16 protein-coding genes, 5 tRNA genes, 2 rRNA genes, 1 other RNA gene and 1 pseudogene (1 of these 25 cut by a window edge) are annotated in these 18,860 nt (G+C 38.7%); 20 read left to right on the forward strand and 5 right to left on the reverse strand.

The features are described from left to right. The 7 genes from LZ578_RS01550 to LZ578_RS01580 form a co-directional block, all read left to right on the forward strand. Window positions 1-1,765, forward strand: a 23S ribosomal RNA gene (locus LZ578_RS01550) (it extends 1,152 nt beyond the left edge of the window). Between the two features lie 99 nt (window positions 1,766-1,864). Continuing rightward, window positions 1,865-1,980: ribosomal RNA gene (rrf, locus tag LZ578_RS01555) — 5S ribosomal RNA — on the forward strand. Between the two features lie 25 nt (window positions 1,981-2,005). Beyond that, a tRNA-Lys gene (locus LZ578_RS01560) sits at window positions 2,006-2,078 on the forward strand. A gap of 7 nt (window positions 2,079-2,085) precedes the next feature. Then, window positions 2,086-2,158 (forward strand) — tRNA-Thr (locus LZ578_RS01565). A gap of 5 nt (window positions 2,159-2,163) precedes the next feature. Further along, window positions 2,164-2,235: transfer RNA gene (locus LZ578_RS01570), tRNA-Gly, on the forward strand. A gap of 82 nt (window positions 2,236-2,317) precedes the next feature. Beyond that, window positions 2,318-2,391: transfer RNA gene (locus LZ578_RS01575), tRNA-Arg, on the forward strand. A gap of 8 nt (window positions 2,392-2,399) precedes the next feature. Next, a tRNA-Pro gene (locus tag LZ578_RS01580) sits at window positions 2,400-2,473 on the forward strand. A gap of 275 nt (window positions 2,474-2,748) precedes the next feature. On the opposite strand, the gene LZ578_RS01585 is transcribed toward LZ578_RS01580, so the two are convergent. The 3 genes from LZ578_RS01585 to LZ578_RS01595 are packed head-to-tail and all read right to left on the reverse strand — an operon-like array spanning window position 2,749 to window position 6,374. Then, complete coding sequence (locus tag LZ578_RS01585) at window positions 2,749-4,665, reverse strand: fructose-specific PTS transporter subunit EIIC (RefSeq protein WP_235145605.1); 1,917 nt, start codon at window positions 4,663-4,665, stop codon at window positions 2,749-2,751. 33 nt (window positions 4,666-4,698) lie between these two features. Next, complete coding sequence (gene pfkB, locus LZ578_RS01590) at window positions 4,699-5,616, reverse strand: 1-phosphofructokinase (protein WP_235145606.1); 918 nt, start codon at window positions 5,614-5,616, stop codon at window positions 4,699-4,701. Then, a complete protein-coding gene (locus tag LZ578_RS01595; RefSeq protein WP_235145607.1) occupies window positions 5,613-6,374 on the reverse strand; it encodes a DeoR/GlpR family DNA-binding transcription regulator in 762 nt (253 codons plus the stop codon). Before LZ578_RS01595 ends, pfkB begins: the two co-directional genes overlap by 4 nt. A 287-nt stretch (window positions 6,375-6,661) precedes the next feature. Between LZ578_RS01595 and LZ578_RS01600 the strand changes: the two genes are divergently transcribed. The 3 genes and pseudogenes from LZ578_RS01600 to LZ578_RS01610 all read left to right on the forward strand — a co-directional run bounded on the left by LZ578_RS01600 (window position 6,662) and on the right by LZ578_RS01610 (window position 10,193). Continuing rightward, on the forward strand, window positions 6,662-7,123 hold the full coding sequence (locus tag LZ578_RS01600; protein WP_235145608.1) for a CtsR family transcriptional regulator: 462 nt from the start codon (window positions 6,662-6,664) through the stop codon (window positions 7,121-7,123). A gap of 50 nt (window positions 7,124-7,173) precedes the next feature. After that, a pseudogene (locus LZ578_RS01605) lies at window positions 7,174-9,651 on the forward strand (ATP-dependent Clp protease ATP-binding subunit); the annotation flags it as partial. A gap of 203 nt (window positions 9,652-9,854) precedes the next feature. Continuing rightward, on the forward strand, window positions 9,855-10,193 hold the full coding sequence (locus LZ578_RS01610) for a hypothetical protein (protein WP_235145609.1): 339 nt from the start codon (window positions 9,855-9,857) through the stop codon (window positions 10,191-10,193). A 75-nt stretch (window positions 10,194-10,268) separates the two neighbouring features. Here the strand turns inward: LZ578_RS01610 and LZ578_RS01615 are convergent, their stop codons facing one another. Beyond that, window positions 10,269-11,165, reverse strand: coding sequence for a helix-turn-helix domain-containing protein (locus LZ578_RS01615; RefSeq protein WP_235145610.1), 897 nt, complete (start codon window positions 11,163-11,165; stop codon window positions 10,269-10,271). Between the two features lie 154 nt (window positions 11,166-11,319). On the opposite strand from LZ578_RS01615, the gene tadA reads away from it, so the two are divergent. Next, a complete protein-coding gene (tadA, locus tag LZ578_RS01620) occupies window positions 11,320-11,826 on the forward strand; it encodes a tRNA adenosine(34) deaminase TadA (protein WP_235145611.1) in 507 nt (168 codons plus the stop codon). 47 nt (window positions 11,827-11,873) lie between these two features. After that, window positions 11,874-11,962, forward strand: an RNA gene (gene ffs, locus LZ578_RS01625) — signal recognition particle sRNA small type. Between the two features lie 123 nt (window positions 11,963-12,085). On the opposite strand, the gene LZ578_RS01630 is transcribed toward ffs, so the two are convergent. Then, a complete protein-coding gene (locus tag LZ578_RS01630) occupies window positions 12,086-12,757 on the reverse strand; it encodes a general stress protein (RefSeq protein WP_235145612.1) in 672 nt (223 codons plus the stop codon). A 239-nt stretch (window positions 12,758-12,996) separates the two neighbouring features. Between LZ578_RS01630 and dnaX the strand changes: the two genes are divergently transcribed. From dnaX to LZ578_RS01670, 8 genes are all read left to right on the forward strand, one after another. Then, on the forward strand, window positions 12,997-14,817 hold the full coding sequence (gene dnaX / locus LZ578_RS01635) for a DNA polymerase III subunit gamma/tau (RefSeq protein ID WP_235145613.1): 1,821 nt from the start codon (window positions 12,997-12,999) through the stop codon (window positions 14,815-14,817). Then, window positions 14,775-14,924 (forward strand): hypothetical protein, encoded by a 150-nt coding sequence (locus LZ578_RS01640; protein ID WP_235145614.1) that lies wholly within the window; start codon window positions 14,775-14,777, stop codon window positions 14,922-14,924. Before dnaX ends, LZ578_RS01640 begins: the two co-directional genes overlap by 43 nt. A 27-nt stretch (window positions 14,925-14,951) precedes the next feature. Beyond that, complete coding sequence (locus tag LZ578_RS01645; protein WP_235145615.1) at window positions 14,952-15,266, forward strand: YbaB/EbfC family nucleoid-associated protein; 315 nt, start codon at window positions 14,952-14,954, stop codon at window positions 15,264-15,266. A 40-nt stretch (window positions 15,267-15,306) separates the two neighbouring features. Beyond that, window positions 15,307-15,903: a recombination mediator RecR gene (gene recR / locus LZ578_RS01650; RefSeq protein WP_235145616.1), complete on the forward strand. Its 597-nt coding sequence runs from the start codon at window positions 15,307-15,309 to the stop codon at window positions 15,901-15,903. A 75-nt stretch (window positions 15,904-15,978) separates the two neighbouring features. Beyond that, window positions 15,979-16,620: a dTMP kinase gene (tmk, locus tag LZ578_RS01655; protein WP_235145617.1), complete on the forward strand. Its 642-nt coding sequence runs from the start codon at window positions 15,979-15,981 to the stop codon at window positions 16,618-16,620. A gap of 35 nt (window positions 16,621-16,655) precedes the next feature. Continuing rightward, window positions 16,656-16,985 (forward strand): cyclic-di-AMP receptor, encoded by a 330-nt coding sequence (locus LZ578_RS01660; RefSeq protein ID WP_235145618.1) that lies wholly within the window; start codon window positions 16,656-16,658, stop codon window positions 16,983-16,985. A 17-nt stretch (window positions 16,986-17,002) separates the two neighbouring features. Beyond that, window positions 17,003-17,989, forward strand: coding sequence for a DNA polymerase III subunit delta' (gene holB / locus LZ578_RS01665; RefSeq protein WP_235145619.1), 987 nt, complete (start codon window positions 17,003-17,005; stop codon window positions 17,987-17,989). Window positions 17,990-18,041: 52 nt separating this feature from the next. Further along, window positions 18,042-18,848: a stage 0 sporulation family protein gene (locus LZ578_RS01670; RefSeq protein ID WP_235145620.1), complete on the forward strand. Its 807-nt coding sequence runs from the start codon at window positions 18,042-18,044 to the stop codon at window positions 18,846-18,848. Window positions 18,849-18,860: the final 12 nt, after the last annotated feature.

The following is an 18,860-nucleotide window of genomic DNA, read 5'->3' on the forward strand; positions in this document are numbered from 1 at the left end:
TGACCCTGCGCCGAAAATTTACCGGGGCTAAACAGATCACCGAAGCTGTGGACAGAACCATTGGTTCTGTGGTAGGAGAGCGTTCTAAGGGCGTTGAAGCGAGACCGTGAGGACTGGTGGAGCGCTTAGAAGTGAGAATGCCGGTATGAGTAACGAAAGACGGGTGAGAATCCCGTCCACCGAATGACTAAGGTTTCCTGGGGAAGGCTCGTCCTCCCAGGGTTAGTCGGGACCTAAGCCGAGGCCGATAGGCGTAGGCGATGGACAACAGGTTGAGATTCCTGTACCAGTTGATTTTGTTTGAACAATGGAGGGACGCAGGAGGCAACGGAATGCGCGCTGATGGATATGCGCGCCCAAGCAACAAGTCTGGGAAGGAGTCAAATGCTTCTACCCGCGAAGGATGAGTTGTGATGGGGAGGGAAATTAAGTACCGAAGTTCCCGCAGTCACACTGCCAAGAAAAGCTTCTCGTTAGAAATCAACTGCCCGTACCGCAAACCGACACAGGTAGTCGAGGAGAGAATCCTAAGGTGAGCGAGCGAACTCTCGTTAAGGAACTCGGCAAAATGACCCCGTAACTTCGGGAGAAGGGGTGCTGACCGAAAGGTCAGCCGCAGTGAATAGGCCCAAGCGACTGTTTATCAAAAACACAGGTCTCTGCAAAATCGAAAGATGACGTATAGGGGCTGACGCCTGCCCGGTGCTGGAAGGTTAAGAGGAGAGGTTAGCTTTCGGGCGAAGCTTCGAATTGAAGCCCCAGTAAACGGCGGCCGTAACTATAACGGTCCTAAGGTAGCGAAATTCCTTGTCGGGTAAGTTCCGACCCGCACGAAAGGCGTAACGATTTGGGCACTGTCTCAACGAGAGACTCGGTGAAATTATAGTACCAGTGAAGATGCTGGTTACCCGCGACAGGACGGAAAGACCCCATGGAGCTTTACTGCAGTTTGATATTGCGTGTTTGTGCCGTATGTACAGGATAGGTAGGAGCCAATGAAGCCGGGACGCTAGTCTCGGTCGAGGCGACGGTGGGATACTACCCTTGCGGCAGGAACACTCTAACCCGCGGCCCTTATCGGGCCGGGAGACAGTGTCAGACGGGCAGTTTGACTGGGGCGGTCGCCTCCTAAAGTGTAACGGAGGCGCCCAAAGGTTCCCTCAGAATGGTTGGAAATCATTCGTAGAGTGCAAAGGCAGAAGGGAGCTTGACTGCGAGACAGACAAGTCGAGCAGGGACGAAAGTCGGGCTTAGTGATCCGGTGGTTCCGTATGGAAGGGCCATCGCTCAACGGATAAAAGCTACCCTGGGGATAACAGGCTTATCTCCCCCAAGAGTTCACATCGACGGGGAGGTTTGGCACCTCGATGTCGGCTCATCGCATCCTGGGGCTGTAGTCGGTCCCAAGGGTTGGGCTGTTCGCCCATTAAAGCGGTACGCGAGCTGGGTTCAGAACGTCGTGAGACAGTTCGGTCCCTATCCGTCGCGGGCGTTGGAAATTTGAGAGGAGCTGTCCTTAGTACGAGAGGACCGGGATGGACACACCGCTGGTGTACCAGTTGTTCCGCCAGGAGCATCGCTGGGTAGCTATGTGTGGACGGGATAAACGCTGAAAGCATCTAAGCGTGAAGCCCCCCTCAAGATGAGATTTCCCATCACTTGAAGTGAGTAAGACCCCTGAGAGACGATCAGGTGGATAGGCGGGAAGTGGAAGTGCAGCGATGCATGGAGCGGACCCGTACTAATCGGTCGAGGACTTAACCAAAAACAGGCAGCGACGTAATGCGGTGCCTGGTCCGACTTTGTTTTTCATGTTGTGTATTCAGTTTTGAGGGAACAATGTTTCCTTAAACCCATAAAAATGTGCGGTGGCGATGGCTGGAAGGCCACACCTGTTCCCATCTCGAACACAGAAGTTAAGCTTCCAAGCGCCGATTGTAGTGAAGGGTTTCCCTTTGTGAGAGTAGGACGCTGCCGCGCATTTTTTTTTATACTTTTTTATCTGGAGTTATTAGCTCAGCTGGTAGAGCATCTGACTTTTAATCAGAGGGTCGCAGGTTCGAGCCCTGCATAACTCATTCTTTAGCCGGCTTAGCTCAGTTGGTAGAGCATCTGATTTGTAATCAGAGGGTCGAGGGTTCAAATCCTTTAGCCGGCATCTTTGCGGAAGTAGTTCAGTGGTAGAACATCACCTTGCCAAGGTGGGGGTCGCGGGTTCGAACCCCGTCTTCCGCTTTTTATATTTTTAAATGATGGTTAGGTTATTTTTATTAGTAAATACTACCTTCATTTTTATCCAACATAAAAAAATATATTTGCACCCATAGCTCAATTGGATAGAGTTCTTGACTTCGAATCAAGCGGTTGTAGGTTCGAGTCCTACTGGGTGCATTTTTAAACGGGAAATAGCTCAGCTTGGTAGAGCACTTGGTTTGGGACCAAGGGGTCGCAGGTTCGAATCCTGTTTTCCCGATAGAAAAAGTAGATCCTTCTTCATGAGAGGTGATCTGCTTTTTTTTTGTTAAGTAAAATGGGTTTTCTACGTGACTTAGCGTAGGAAGAGAGCGAACTAAAAGGCGTTCCCCCCGAGTACTGGAGCGAATAAAAGAAAGATAGTCACAGGCCCTCTGAGTATTAATTGTGAAGTGGGCGTCGGATTTACCTATTATTCCGTGTAAAAAAAATAGTTAAAAAAATAGGAAAGAGATGGGGATAAAAGTCCCCATCTCTTTCCTATTTATAAACTAATTAAATATTATGCATTTCTAAAGAACCTTCATCAGGAGTGTTCTTTTTCCATATACCTAAGATAATGGCTGATATGATTGCTCCTATAATAAGAGCTAGAAGGAACATCAATGGGTTATCAGCTAATCCAATTACGAATATTCCACCGTGTGGTGCAGGAATTGCCGTATTCCAGAACTGTGTAAGTCCTCCAGCAATTGCAGATCCGATAATAGAAGAACCAATTACGCGCAATGGGTCTGCAGCTGCAAATGGAATAGCTCCTTCAGTAATGAAAGACATTCCCAATACAATGTTAGATAAACCAGATTGACGCTCTGCTGATGTGAATTTCTTTCGGAATAACATAGTTGCCAAACCAATTGCTAACGGAGGAATCATACCACCTGCCATGACTGCAGCCATCCAACGTCCATCTCCTGTATCTGTAAAAATACCAATGGAGAATGCATAAGCAGCTTTGTTGAAAGGACCACCCATATCAATTGCCATCATACCACCTAAAACGGCACCTAATAGAATCGCATTCCCTGTACCTAAACTACCTAAGAAACTGATCATTGCATTGTTAATAGTAGAGAAGACAGGGCCTATGATAAAGTACATTAGTAAACCAGTAATTAATAAACCAAATACTGGGAAAAGAAGAATTGTTTTTAATCCTGCTAGTGACTTAGGCAGAGAGGAGAGCATTTTTTTGACTAGAATCATAACATAACCAGCCATGAAACCTGCAATCAACCCACCAAGGAATCCCGCATTGCTAGAAACAGCAAGCAACCCACCAGCCATACCTGGAAGTAAACCAGGGCGATCAGCGATACTATAAGCGATATATCCTGCTAGGATAGGGATTAAGAAATTAAATGCTGCTCCACCTACTGTATTAAATGAAAGGAATAGTGCGCTCTCACTACCAAACCAATTTTCAAATAAGAATGAAAGAGCTAGAATAATTCCTCCACCTACAACGAAAGGAAGCATATGAGAGATCCCATTCATTAAGTCTTTATAAATGGTTCCTAGGCCAGAAGCTTTATCATACTCATTGTCATCTTTACTAGTGTCGCCTTCACCATGGAAAATAGGAGCTTCTTGATTAATAGCTTTATTAATGAGTTCTTCTGTTTTATTGATTCCGTCACTTACAGGCCTTTCTAGAACACGTTTTCCGCTAAAGCGATTCATTTCTACTTTTTTATCAGCAGCTACAATGATGGTAGAAGCACGCTGAATTTCTTCTGCAGTTAAACGGTTCTTTGTTCCATCTGAACCATTTGTTTCTACGCGGATATCTACGCCCATTTCTTTTGCTTTCTTTTTCAGAGAATCTTCTGCCATGTAAGTATGAGCAATTCCTGTAGGACAAGCTGTTACAGCAACTACAAAAGGACGAGGTGCAGATTCTTGTGTAGCAGTAGTTGTCTGTGCAGATTCAGAAGCACTTTCTTCTAATTCTTTTTCAGTTTCTGCATTGTCAAATAAAGTTTCGACTTCTTCTGCAGAGGTTGCATTTTTAAGTTTTTGTATTAAATCCGGATTAATTAGTAATCTAGATAGACTAGCTAATACTTCCAAGTGCACATTGTTTGCATTATCTGGTGCAGCAATCATGAAAAACAGATGTGCTGGTTGACCATCTAAAGAATCATAGTCGACACCGGCGTCACTCTTTGCAAAAACAACGGCTGGTTTTTTTACAGCTTTATTTTTAGCATGAGGCATTGCAATTCCATCACCAAGTCCAGTAGAAGTTTGTTTTTCTCTTGCTAAAATTCCTTCTTTAAAAAGATCATAGTCATCAATAATCCCATTTTCTTTTAATTTAGTTGTCATTTCATCAATGACACCCTCTTTTGTTTGAGCTTGAAGCGGGATAACCATTAAATCTTTAAGCATAATATCTTTAATTTTCATTATGTTAACATCCCTTTCGTTTGTATAATTTTTTTAATTCTTTAATTCTGTAATTTTAATTTGAGGAATTAATGTATCAATTTCCTCTCTTGTAGCTAAATCATCTGCAAAAGCAGTAGCACTTCCGCAAGCTAAACCAATTCGGAAAGCTTCTAAGGGATCTCCAGATGCCATATAGGTTCCTGTGAAACCAGCAATCATAGAGTCTCCTGAACCTACTGAGTTTTTAACGGTCTGATGGGGTGCTTGACCATGATAAACAGAGTGACCATCAAAAAAGAGTGCACCTTTATCTGCCATAGAAACAAGGGCAAATTTCGCTCCTTCTTCTAGAAGCTTTTTCCCATAGGGGATGATGTCATCGAAAGAATCAGCTGTAAACCCATAAATTTCAGCTAATTCATGATGATTAGGTTTTACTACCAGGGGCTTATGTTGAAGAGCATCCACAAGTTCTTCTCCTGTTGTATCGATAACAAAAGAAACATTTTTTTGGTTTAAAATTTGAATCAATTGTTGATAGTAGTCTTGGGAAAGACTTTGTGGTTTGCTACCTGATAAAATAACGACATCATCAGAGGTAAGGGGAGACAATTTTTCTAAGAATTGCTCTTGTTCTTGTAAAGTAATTTTAGGCCCTTGACCATTCATTTCTGTTTCCTCATCGGATTTCACTTTAACATTAATGCGGGTATCTTCTTGTACAGAAGTAAAATCATTTTGAATCCCCTCATCATCCAGATAATCCTTTATAAATTGACCTGTAAAACCACCAAGATAGCCTAATGCAACGGAATCAATATTCAGTCGACTGAGAATTCGTGATACATTAATTCCTTTTCCACCAGGTAGTTTGAAGTCTTCTTGAATCCGATTAACCATTCCTAACTGTAAAGTTTCTAAACGAACAATATAGTCAATAGATGGATTCAACGTTACTGTATATATCATATACTCTCCTCCCAAAAATTTGTTTTTTTCTCAAAAAGGGCCCGAAGTTTTGGGTCTGCATGGTGTGTAATGATTTCACACTCATCCAAATCAGCAACTTTTGCAAAGCTGACCTCCTTAAATTTAGAGGTATCTGCTAGTACATAAGCTTGTGCTGCATGAGAAATAGCTGTTCTCTTTATATTTGCTTCTTCAATATCGGGAGTTGTATACCCATAAAGAAAATCGACACCATTCATACCCAAGAAACTTTTACTAAAACGATATTGCCTTAGTTGCTGAAGACACTCACTTCCAATTGTTGCTTTGGTCTGCATTTTAATTTTTCCACCTAACAAAATGGTAGAAACTTTTAAATCGGCCAACAGGTTAGCATGAGGAATTCCATTGGTTACTACCGTAACATTCTTCCCTTTTAAAAAAGGAATCAATTCGTAAGTAGTTGTACCTGCATCTAGAAAAATAACATCTCCATCTACTATTAGTGAAGCTGCTAATTGAGCAATTTTCTTTTTGTCTTCTATAAATAAAGAAGATTTTATTTCCATTTCTAATTCGTTTTGTAAGTTTTGAGGCTTACTTTCTCGTTTTGCTCCACCATGAACCCGTACACACAATCCTTGATTCTCTAACGTACTGAGATCTCTACGAATCGTTGACTCGGAACTCCCTGTTTTATCAATAATTTCTTGAGTTTTCACGATTTCTTGTTGTTCCAGTAAGTTCAGGATGACTTGATACCTTTCATCTGTAAGCACATTCATCACCTCTTGATACAACTATATCATGATACAAAAGATCAAACAAGCAAAATCATTCAAAACCATTCAAAATCTATCAAAAAGCATAAATATTTTCTAAATCAAATATCTGTATTTCTCTTTCTTCTACAGGTATAATAAATTACCAAAGACCATGAATAAAAAGGATTATTTATAGTGAAAGATACCGGTTTTCCTAGCTTTCTAATTGACACAAGGAGCATAATAACATACTATTTAGATGTAATAGTCAAAATTAGTCAGTTGAAGGGAGGCGGATTTTCTTGCAAAATCAAAATATGTCTGACATTATCGAAGAATATATAAAAAAGATTTTGAAAACAGAAGAACAAATAGAAATACGCCGAAATGAGATGGCTGTTCGCTTCAATTGTGTACCCTCTCAAATCAATTATGTCATCAACACTCGCTTTACTGAAGAACATGGTTATATAGTAGAAAGTAAACGTGGTGGCGGTGGATATATACGAATTATGAAGGTGAAATTTCTAAATGGAGCTCACCTTCTGGATGAAATGGCACGAATCATCGGAGAAACAATCACAGAAAAAGATGCTTACGCTGTTATTCAAAACCTTTTTAACAACAAAATCTTAACGAAGCGGGAAGGAAACTTACTTCTTTCCGTAATGGATAAAACCTTTCTACAATGCTTTGAAGAGGATGAAGATCATTTACGTGCACACTTATTAGTAAAAATGCTGAAGAGTTTACGTTTTGAATAAGAAAGAGTTTATAAAAAAACTGGAATTATATTGAAAAGGAGGCGTTAAAGATGGATGAACTATTCACAGATAAAGCCAGTCAAGCATTACTGCTTGCCACGGGAGCAGCACATCATTTTAAACACCAGTCTATCGGTACAGAGCATATTTTATTAGGCTTAATACGTGAACCAGAAGGGATTGCCGGAAAACTTTTACGGGACAGTGAAGTGACGGAAGATGCCATTCAAAAAGAAATTGAGCAACTTACTGGGTTTGGTACTGCTAAGAAAGTAGAAAACCAATTTGCACCTATGCCATTTTCGCCTCGTGCTAAAAAAGTCGTTATGTATGCAACAAATGAATCCCAACGTTTGGGAGTCCCTTTAGTTGGTACGGAACATATTCTCTTAGGTTTGCTAAAAGAAGAAATTCTGGCAGTGAAAATATTAAAGAACTTACAAGTAGATCCAAATACACTTCGGAAGTCTTTATATGAAAAACTAGGTTTGAAACAACCTCTAAGAGGCGATGCACGGGGAAGTAAGAAAAATGCTAAGAACGATACAGAAGGGACACCAACGTTAGATTCCTTAGCTCGTGACCTGACTGATTTAGCACGTAGAGGAAAATTAGACCCAATCGTGGGAAGAGATCCGGAAGTTCGTCGGATTCTGCAAGTCATTTCTCGTAGAACGAAAAACAACCCCGTTTTAGTTGGTGAACCAGGTGTTGGTAAAACAGCAATTGTAGAAGGACTTGCTCAAAAAATTGTCTCAGGGGAAGTTCCTGAAACACTAAGTAATAAACGATTAATGATGCTAGACATGGGTTCATTAGTTGCTGGTACAAAATACAGAGGTGAATTTGAGGAAAGAATGAAAAAAATCATCGATGAAGTATATCGAGATGGAAATGTTATTCTCTTCATTGATGAGCTGCATACTTTAATTGGAGCTGGTGGGGCAGAAGGCGCAATTGATGCTTCTAATATCTTGAAACCAGCATTAGCACGTGGAGAGTTACAAACTATTGGTGCAACGACTCTGGATGAATATCAAAAATACATTGAAAAAGATGCTGCTTTAGAAAGACGTTTTGCACCTATTCATATTGAAGAACCTAATCCAGAAGAGACCATTGATATTTTGAAAGGGTTAAGAAGTCGTTATGAAGAACATCATAATGTAGAAATTACAGATGAAGCTATTAAAGCAGCCGTTAAATTCTCGGTTCGTTACATTACTTCTAGACGTCTACCTGATAAGGCAATTGACTTAATTGATGAATCAGCCGCAAAAGTAAGATTAGATGTCACACATGGTGAAACACCTGTAGGAAAATTAGAAGAAGAGCTTGTTAAACTGAGTAAAGATAAAGAAGAAGCTATTTTAAATCAAGATTTTGATATGGCTGCTCGCATCCGCAAAAAAGAAATGTCTCGAAAACTAAAATTAAAGAAAATAACTACAGAAACATTATCAGAAGAAACGACCTATTCATTACGTGTGGATGAAAGAGATGTTGCTCAGGTTGTAGCTTTATGGACAGGAATTCCTGTCGACCAAATGGAACAAAAAGAAAGTGAACGTTTGATGAAACTTGAAAAAGTACTACATGAACGTGTAATCGGTCAAGAAGAAGCTGTTAATGCAGTATCTCGTGCGATTAGAAGAGCTCGCTCGGGATTAAAAGATCCGGAACGTCCAATTGGAAGCTTCTTATTCTTGGGTCCAACGGGTGTTGGGAAAACAGAGTTAGCGAAGACACTTGCTGAAGCGATGTTTGGTTCAGAAGATGCGTTAATCCGAATCGATATGTCTGAATTTATGGAGAAATTCACAACGAGTCGTTTAGTAGGATCTCCACCTGGGTATGTTGGTTATGATGAAGGTGGTCAATTAACAGAAAAAATTAGGCAAAAACCTTATTCTGTTGTTTTGTTAGATGAAATTGAAAAAGCTCATCCAGATGTATTTAATATCTTACTTCAGGTACTGGATGACGGACACTTAACAGATTCAAAAGGAAGAAAAGTTGATTTCCGAAACACGATTCTCATCATGACTTCCAATTTAGGTGCAACAGCCTTACGTGATGAAAAATCAGTTGGCTTTAATGTCAAAGATCCTAAAAAGGATTATACAGCTATGGAAAAACGAATCCGTGAAGAACTGAAAAATACGTTCCGACCAGAATTCTTAAACCGAATTGACGAATCAATTGTTTTCCATTCTTTAGAAAAAGAAGAATTGCATGAAATTGTCAAACTAATGACCAATAATATCAAGAAGCGTTTGGAAGAACTAGATGTTCATATCAAAATAACTCCAGCGGCGATTGATGTAGTTGCAAAAGCAGGATTTGATCCTGAGTATGGTGCGCGTCCAATTCGTCGAGCCATTCAAAAAGAAATTGAAGACAAACTGAGTGAAGAAATGCTTAGTGGATCCATTAAATTTGGAGATTCAGTAACGATTGGTGCTAGAAACGGGGAAATCCGTATTCGTTCAAAAAAAGGAACACTAAAATTAACTGAAAATGAAGAAAAAAAGAAATGGTTACACATGACTCTTAAAGAAAACAAAAAGCAGCCAATCATGGCTGTTTTTTGTTTTCGGAAAAGAATAGAAACGCTTTCTTATTAATAGTAAAAAGATACGAACTTTTTTTATAAGCATTCATATCATTCGGTAAACCCTTTTTTATATGCTAAAATGAGTGTATAGAACAAATCAAGGAGGAAGAAATAATGAAGAAAAACTCAAAAAAAGCATTGATTGTTGGTTTAACTGCTACGGCTGCCATAGCTGCAGTAGCTGCTGTGATGGCATATGAAGAAGATACGATTGATAAAATTGAAGGATACTTGAAACGTCAGCGAGTAAAACATTTTATTAAAAGTAAATTTAGCGGTAATAATAAAGTCATGCAAGCAGTAGAAACATTGACTGAAAAAGAAATTGATATGCTGCTAAATGTAATTGATAAAACAGGAGACTGGAAAGACTCAGCAGTAGATGCATTTTCAGATTTGAAAGATAAAGCTTCTGATTATAAAAGTACAGTAGAAGATAAATTTAGTAAATAAGAAACAATAAGAAAGAAGGAAGACATGGAGTTTTTACTCCAATGGTCTTCCTTCTTTTTTGACTTCATCCAATAATCAAATACTACTATGTTCGTCAGTCCGTGATATGGATGCTAAATATCCAAGTAACAAATCGTCCATATTTTTTAAGTTTAGCCCCACAATATCAAAAAAACGATCCAAACGATATTGAAAGGTATTTCGATGAACGTATAATTCTGCAGCTGCTTTAGAAATATTCCCTTGATTATTCCATATAGAAACAACTAGATCAGGACCTCCGTCAACCGTTTTAATCTTCTCTTTCAAATGATGTAGAATCGGACTATTCAGTGCGGTAGCCTGTGAATAATGTAGTAGGGCAATTTCTGGGAGTTGGCTAATCTTTGAACGCTTAGTAGAAGCATGATTATTACGAAATATTTTTTGTTCTTCAGCGAAAATAAGCGGAAGATTTTTATTAACGGACCAATTTTGACCTAAATAAACACTGGAACGAATAGAAAAATCATCATCTAACACGTTCAAAACTCCGTCAATTTCTTGTTGTAACTCTATATGAGTAGGGTTATTTAAAATAACGACCCCATAGTGATTATTTACAAAAAAGCCTTCTTTGATGAAAGAGAAGGTGCTTTTAAAAGCATCCAGCCAAAGTTTTTGATCAAAATTTTTCTCTTCTTCAGCAGACAGCTTCAGAATAAATTGTAGTAACTGAACTTCCTCATAATCAGATGGAATATTGGCACTACCTTCTAGTAAGAACTGTGCCCAAATATGATTTTGAGGTTTTTCATCCACCGTTTCATCCATAATAATTTGGTGTAGGAGAATTTTTTCTCGTTCACTAATCGTACCAGGGGGAAAGTGGATCCACTTGTTTTCAAATGGAATACTAAAGTATCCTTCTGGCATACACATCGTTTCATTTATTTGAATTTCAGGAAAAAGTTCTAGCAGCAAATCTTCCATTAAATCCCTTCCTTACTATTGTGTCATCACCTCTTATTCTACCATTTTATTTACTTATTTACTAAATTCCTTTCAGGAAAATACCCCACTAAAAAACATTGTGCTATAGTTAAAAATAAGGATAAAAAAAAGAGGGAATAAAGAGGGAATAAGGATGGAACGAGCGGAGCAAGAATTTTTTATGCGAGAAGCTTTAAAGGAAGCTGAAAAAGCAAAGTCAATGGGAGAAGTCCCCATTGGCGCTATAGTAGTACGAGATGGAGTTATTATTGGACGAGGACATAATGCTCGAGAAACTACCCAAGACGCAACGACACACGCTGAAATGCAGGCAATTCGTCAAGCGAATGAGAATTTAGAAAACTGGCGATTGGAAGATGCAGAAATATTTGTAACGTTAGAGCCTTGTCCGATGTGCACAGGGGCAATTATTCTTTCTCGTGTAAAGAAGGTTTATTATGGTGCATCGGATTTGAAGGCGGGTACGGCAGGTACGCTAATGAACCTGTTGGAAGATGAACGATTTAATCACCAAGCAGTGGTTGAAAAAGGGTTACTGGAAGAAGAATGCAGGGAAATGCTTCAATCTTTTTTTCGAGAACTTCGTAAAAAACGTAAAGAGGAAAACAGAAAACACCTTCGTCGAAATAATTGTGAATAAAGGGTGGAACTGTTTTTAGTTCTATGGTATACTAAGTATTGCCGAAAGGCCTTATGGCAATGGTGATCTTATGAATTGAGTCAGGTCCGGAAGGAAGCAGCTATAAATAGGTTTCGCCATGTGCTGTAAGTTATATAAAAATTACAATCAGTCTACTACCCGATAAGGATAGCAGACTGATTTTTTATTTTGAAATGAAAAAGCCTGAACATTTGTCCAGGCTTTGTAAAAAACGTTATCATACAATCAACCCCAATGCTTATAAAGTAGGGTGGTTGCGATTTGTTTCTTCATCATCTACTGAATCAGTAGGTACATACGTTGTTTCTTGCTCCAGAACCTCTTCATCGTTATCAATATCTGGATGGGAGTCCCGTTCAGTAACGGTTTCATTCATTACTTCAGAAGGGTCTGCATTCACTTCCCCTTCGTCCTCTACAATCAGGGTATCTTTATAATCATCGATAGCATCTAAATTGAATTTTGCATCTATATTTTTTGTATCTTCAACTAGGATAACAATTTTTCCATCCTCTAAATCATCTTTAAAGGTTGCTAAAAGCTCTGTTGGGTCCTCATCTTCTATTACGTGTTGTTCATTCAACATCTCTGTATCCGCCATGCGATTAGGAGTGGGTACATATCCTACGATAGGAGAATCAGGTGTTCCAGTTAAATGGCTATTGAAAAAGAAACCAGAGAATTGATCGCTTAATTCGTTCCAATAAGACTGGTTTTCTGTATCATTCAAATGATCTCCATCTTCTTTAGAAATATCTGCTGATGTTGATGATTTTAAAGCATCCAAATCTTGTTTATGATTTGCAACAACGGTAACATCCTTTGAAGAATATCCTTCGTTATGCAAGTGGTTCAAAGCTTCTTTTACTTCATCAATGGTAGTAAATGGACCTCTTACGAATTTTCCCATAATATTTCCCTCAACTTTCTGTATGATGTTTCAAGTACTTACAACTATTTTATCGGAAAAACGTTTACACTGCAAAGAATACGCTATATAAATAGCAAAACACTCCTAGGATGATTCATTTAAAAAAGTTAACCAAAGAAGTGGGGAGTGGGGTAGAAAGGAAGCTTGACAAGCCTTTCTATTTTGCTATATTTACCGTATAATGAAGGAATGAAGCTTAAAGGGAAAGAAGGGGAAGCATGAGCTATCAAGCACTTTATCGAGTATGGCGGCTACAGCGTTTTGAAGATATCGCGGGGCAAGAAGCCGTTACGCGAACTTTGAGAAATGCATTAATGCAGCAAAAAAATAGTCATGCCTATTTATTCACCGGACCTAGGGGTACAGGGAAAACTAGTGCAGCAAAAATATTTGCCAAAGCGATTAACTGTCCAAACCAAAAAGATGGAGAACCTTGTAATGAGTGTGAAATCTGTCATGCAATTACAGAAGGTCGACTGAATGATGTAATTGAAATTGATGCTGCCAGTAATAATGGTGTGGAAGAGATTCGCGATATCCGTGATAAAGCACGTTATGCTCCTACTCAAGCAGAATATAAAATCTATATCATTGATGAAGTTCATATGCTTTCTACGGGAGCATTCAATGCACTTTTGAAGACTTTGGAAGAACCTCCTGGGAATGTCATTTTTATATTAGCAACGACCGAACCACATAAAATTCCTTTGACGATCATTTCGCGAACACAGCGATTTGATTTCAAGCGTATTACCTATAAAGATATTTTAGGTCGAATGAGATATATTTTAGGAGAAGAAAAGATTTCTTTCGACGAAGAAGCCCTTCATATTATAGCGCGGGCTGCAAATGGTGGAATGCGAGATGCTTTGAGTCTACTAGATCAAATTATTTCTTATGATTCTGAAACCATTACTCTTGAAAATGCAGTAAAGGTTTCTGGTAGTTTAACGGAAGAAATGATGCTATCTTTTCTCCAGGCTCTATGGAACCAAAGTGCAAAAGAAGGATTGAATATTCTTCAATCAATTTTGTCAGAAGGAAAAGAAGCAGGGCGATTTGTAGAAGAAATGATTCTATTCTCTCGAGATATTCTTATATATAAACAAACAGATGGTCGCTCGGATAAAGATACCGAACAAGCAACGGATTCTTTTCAAGAGTACGCTGCAGAAGTAGAGCCGTCGTTCCTTTATCGAATGATGGAAGAGCTGAATCATACTCAAAAAGAAATGCGGTTTTCTACTCAGCCAGAAGTGTATCTAGAAGTTTTAGCTGTAAAAATGGCTCAACCAGCAAAGGCACCAAAAAATGAACCAAAACAAAGTGAGTCTTCTAAAGGTGAAATCCAACAGCTAGAACAAGAAGTGGCCTCTCTTAAAAAAGAACTTTCAACTGTTTTAAAAGATTTAAAGAGTGGTCGTATTCAAGTGACGAATGCAAACGAATCTGGCGCATCAGAAAAGAAAGCAACCCGACGAAGTTCTGCAAATAAAAGTGAAACTCGAAATAGTTTTAAACCAAATATCAGTCGAGCTCAGCAAATTATGAGAGAAGCTTCAAAAAAAGAGTTAAAAACTTTACAAGATGACTGGAAAGATATCTTGGATTGTTTGAGTGTGACTCAAAGAGCGATTCTACGGCAAGCTCAACCAGTGGCAGCCAGTGAGTCAGCTTGTATCTTGTCTTTTGACTATGAAATCCTTTGTCAAAAAGCAACAGATGATGTTGAACTTCAAGAGGCGTTGGATGAAGCAATAAGAAGAATTACTCAACGTCCTGGAGAAGTCGTTTGTATGACTGGAGAGCAGTGGAGTTCATTGCGAAGAAGTTATGTTCAATCGATAAAAAATGGAAAGAACACACAAAAACCTGCTGATTCAACTACGGATAGTCAACAAGGTCCGACAACAAAAGATGTATCACAACCTTCTTCCAGTCAAACTATTTCAACTGAAAATGATGAAAAAAAGCAAGACAACTACCTGATTCTGGTTTGGATGATCAAGATGCACCGCCTTTTGGAGGATATGATTTAGAAATTGAACCAGATCCGCTTGATCAAGAAGAACAAAAAGAACAAGAAGTGGTTGATCAAGCAATTAGTTTGTTTGGCCAAGAAAATGTCACCGTTATGAATGATTAAATACAAAATAAAAAGGAGCGTTTAAATATGAAAGGTAATATGGGAAATATGCAAGGTATGATGAAACAAATGCAAAAAATGCAAAAACAGGTAGAGGAAACACAAGAGGTTATTAATACAACAGAATTTGTAGGAGTTGCTTCTAATGATTTAGTGAAAGTAACGATGACTGGCGATAAGAAAGTTGTAGATGTACAAATAGCAGCTGAAGTAGTTGATCCAGAAGACGTAGAAATGCTACAAGATTTAGTTTTAATGGCAACCAACCAAGCACTAGAAAAAATCGAAGTAGAAACTAAAGAAAAACTAGGTAAATTTGCTAAATCTATGCCAGGATTTTAATGAAAATAACGAAGCAAGAGCAAAGTAAAGGAGAGTAGGTATGCATTATCCAGAACCAATCGCAAAATTAATCGAAAGTTTTATGAAGTTGCCAGGGATTGGACAAAAAACGGCAGCCCGCTTAGCCTTTTTTTGTTTAAACATGGAAGAGGAGGAAGTAGTCAACTTTGCTAACGCATTGATTCGAAGCAAAAGAGACTTGCGACACTGCTCGATATGTGGAAATATAACAGAAGAAGACCCCTGTGCGATTTGTTCTGATACAGAAAGAGACCAAGCAAAGATATTAGTAGTGGAAAATCCACGAGATATCATGTCTATGGAAAAAATCCGTGAATACCATGGGTTATATCACGTGTTAAATGGAGTGCTCTCTCCAATGGAAGGCACTGGACCAGAAGACTTAAATATTGCCGGTCTAATCAAAAGATTGCAAGATGAAACAGTACTAGAAGTCATTATCGCAACCAATGCTACTGCCGAAGGAGAAGCCACAGCAATGTATCTTTCTCGATTGATTAAACCAGCAGGAATAAAAGTGACTCGTTTAGCATACGGATTAGCAGTAGGTAGTGATATTGAATATGCTGATGAAATGACTCTATTCCGAGCCATTGACGGCAGACGTGAATTATAACCTCATAGAAAAGATCCATATAAAAAATGAGGTTCGTAGCGTATAATGGAAATACAAAGAAGTAAGGAGCAAACTATGGACGGCATATTCATCACATTGGAAGGACCGGATGGGTCAGGAAAAACGACTGCACTTCAAGAAATTGTTAGAAAGTTACCTGAATATACGGAAAAGCAGATTTTTGCTACCAGAGAACCTGGTGGAAGTCCGATTGCAGAAAAAATTCGAGAAATAATTTTGGATACCACACATACGGAGATGGATGCTCGCACAGAAGCTTTACTATATGCAGCGAGCCGCCGACAGCATTTAGTGGAAAAAGTTATCCCTGCTTTAGAAAAAGGAGCAATCGTTCTTTGTGATCGTTTTGTAGATAGCTCTATTGCGTACCAAGGTTTTGCAAGAGGAATTGGAGAGGCCGGTATTTTTAAAATTAATGAATTTGCAACCGAAGGAATCCAACCAGATTTAACCTTGTTTTTGGATATTCCGGCGGAAGTAGGATTGGAAAGAATTCTAACAAATCAGGATAGTAGGGAATATAATCGACTCGATCAGGAAAAACTAGATTTTCATGAAAAAGTTCGAGAAGGATACTTACGATTAGCAGCAGAATATCCTGAACGGATCGTCACAATTAATGGTTGTCTATCTCCGGAAGAAGTTGCAAAGCAATGCTTGCAATCCATTCAGAATAGGTTTTATAAAGAATTGTAAATGAATTAGAATGATACAGGAAAGAGGAGATTGTTATGAAATTAATTATGGCAGTTGTTCAAGATAAAGACAGCACACTATTGTCTGATGAATTGGTTGATGCGAATATTCGTGCAACGAAACTCTCATCTTCAGGTGGATTCTTAAGGTCTGGAAATACCACTTTTATGATTGGAATCGAAGACGATCGTGTCGAAGAAGCTTTGAACATCATCAAGGTGAATTGTGAATCAAGAGAACAATATATGACGTCACCGGTTAGTCTAGACGTTTCCTTGGACAGTACCATTCATTACCCAATGCAAGTTCATGTTGGAGGAGCAACCGTTTTTGTGATGCCAGTAGAAAGTTATCACCACTTCTAATGGAGGCGGTGCAAATCATGTTAACAAGCCTAGAACAAAGACAACCCGATTTAATGGATCGTTTTGCTCGAACGATTGTTCAACGACGACTAGGCCATGCTTACTTATTCGAAGGGTCGCGTGGAACAGGTAAAAAAGATATGGCCAAATGGATAGCAGCTACTATCTTTTGCGAACGTCCAGATGCAGGCAGACCGTGTATGGATTGCCGAAGTTGCCGAAGAATAGCAGTGGGGGATTTACCGGATTTAACGGAAATTGAACCGGATGGACAATCTATTAAAGTAGATCAAGTAAGAGAATTAAAAGCTGAATTTTCCAAAAGTGCTGTAGAAGGCAGTAAAAAAGTATATATAATAGATGATGCAGAGAAGATGACCGTCAACGCTGCAAATAGTTTACTTACTTTTCTGGAAGAGCCCGGAGAAGGAACCTATCTATTTCTTTTGACTACCGTAAAAGAAAACATTCTACCAACCATTCGTTCCCGTTGCCAAATTATTCACTTTCAACCGCTACGCCGACAAGCGATGATTGAACTGTTGCTTTCGGAAAATATAAAAATAGCAGATGCTGAACTATTGTCCGCAGTAACAAATGATTTGGCAGAAGCAAAAGAATTGGAACAAGATGAGTCATTCCAAGCATTACGGAATACGACTTGGCGTTGGTTCCAATATCTGATTGCACAAGACCCAATGGCATTTCTCTACGTACAAATGAATATCATGGAGCATGTAAAAGAAAAATCGCGTGCATTGTTCTGTCTAGATTTACTGTTGTTTCATTATCGAGACTTTTTATATTTAAATTTTGGTAATGAAAAAGCAGTAATCCAGAAACAGTTAGTACCAGAATATCAAAAGTTGATAGGAAAAAGTATAGATGTTATGGCAATTACTCAGCAAATCGAAAATATTTTGCAGGGGAAACAAGCTCTTGGTTCCAATGTTCAAGTACAAGGGATATTGGAAAGCATAGCCATTAAGAATACTTGGAAATAAAAAACGTAGAAAAGCCCCTAGAAGTACTGCAATACAAAGGAGTGTATGTAGTATGAAACAAGTGATTGGCCTAAGATTTATCCCCAATGGTCCCCTTTCTTATTATGAAAAAGGAAATGACCATTTTCAAATAAATGACCAAGTGATTGTTCAACAATCCGAATATGAAGAAATGGGAAGAATCAGTATTCCTTATAAGGAATGTCAGGATGAAGATGTAACCTATTCTCATGATCAGATTATTCGTAAGGCAACACAATTAGATGTAGAGAAAAATCATATAAATAAAAAAGATGCAGAAAAAGCACAGCAAATTTGTAAACAAAAAGTGAGAGAATTTGGTTTAGAAATGAAAATTATTCAGAGCACATATTCATTTGATCGAAAAAAACTTACTTTTTTGTTTAGTAGTAATGGCCGTGTAGATTTTCGAAAGCTAGTTCGAGAACTGGCATCTATTTTTCGAGTACGGATTGAGCTCAGACAAATCGGAGCGCGCGATGAAACTAAAATTTTAGGTGGAATTGGTCCATGTGGTAGACCCCTTTGTTGTTCTACTTTTTTAGGTGATTTTGTTCCGGTCTCCATTAAAATGGCAAAAGACCAAGGCCTTTCCTTGAATACTTCAAAAATATCAGGATTATGTGGACGGCTCCTTTGCTGTTTGAATTTCGAAAATGAAAACTATGAAGAAATGAAAAAATTAATGCCAGATTATGGTGAAGAAGTTGAAACGCCAGATGGTCGCGGAAAAGTGGTCGGATTGAATCTTATCTCTCAAGTAATTAAAGTTCGCCTCTTTTCAGAACGTAAAACGTTAGAATACGCCTGGGAAGAAATCATGATTCCCGTTGGCTAAAGTCGGAATGTC

Source organism: Jeotgalibaca sp. MA1X17-3 (genome assembly GCF_021513155.1).
In the GTDB taxonomy this organism is placed as follows: domain Bacteria; phylum Bacillota; class Bacilli; order Lactobacillales; family Aerococcaceae; genus Jeotgalibaca.

Coding starts and splice junctions, on each gene's coding strand:
- LZ578_RS01585 (WP_235145605.1), bottom strand. CDS start 4,665: ATGAAAATTAAAGATATTATGCTTAAAGATTTAATGGTTATCCCGCTT.
- pfkB (WP_235145606.1), bottom strand. CDS start 5,616: ATGATATATACAGTAACGTTGAATCCATCTATTGACTATATTGTTCGT.
- LZ578_RS01610 (WP_235145609.1), top strand. CDS start 9,855: ATGAAGAAAAACTCAAAAAAAGCATTGATTGTTGGTTTAACTGCTACG.
- LZ578_RS01615 (WP_235145610.1), bottom strand. CDS start 11,165: ATGGAAGATTTGCTGCTAGAACTTTTTCCTGAAATTCAAATAAATGAA.
- tadA (WP_235145611.1), top strand. CDS start 11,320: ATGGAACGAGCGGAGCAAGAATTTTTTATGCGAGAAGCTTTAAAGGAA.
- LZ578_RS01630 (WP_235145612.1), bottom strand. CDS start 12,757: ATGGGAAAATTCGTAAGAGGTCCATTTACTACCATTGATGAAGTAAAA.
- dnaX (WP_235145613.1), top strand. CDS start 12,997: ATGAGCTATCAAGCACTTTATCGAGTATGGCGGCTACAGCGTTTTGAA.
- LZ578_RS01645 (WP_235145615.1), top strand. CDS start 14,952: ATGAAAGGTAATATGGGAAATATGCAAGGTATGATGAAACAAATGCAA.
- recR (WP_235145616.1), top strand. CDS start 15,307: ATGCATTATCCAGAACCAATCGCAAAATTAATCGAAAGTTTTATGAAG.
- tmk (WP_235145617.1), top strand. CDS start 15,979: ATGGACGGCATATTCATCACATTGGAAGGACCGGATGGGTCAGGAAAA.
- LZ578_RS01660 (WP_235145618.1), top strand. CDS start 16,656: ATGAAATTAATTATGGCAGTTGTTCAAGATAAAGACAGCACACTATTG.
- holB (WP_235145619.1), top strand. CDS start 17,003: ATGTTAACAAGCCTAGAACAAAGACAACCCGATTTAATGGATCGTTTT.
- LZ578_RS01670 (WP_235145620.1), top strand. CDS start 18,042: ATGAAACAAGTGATTGGCCTAAGATTTATCCCCAATGGTCCCCTTTCT.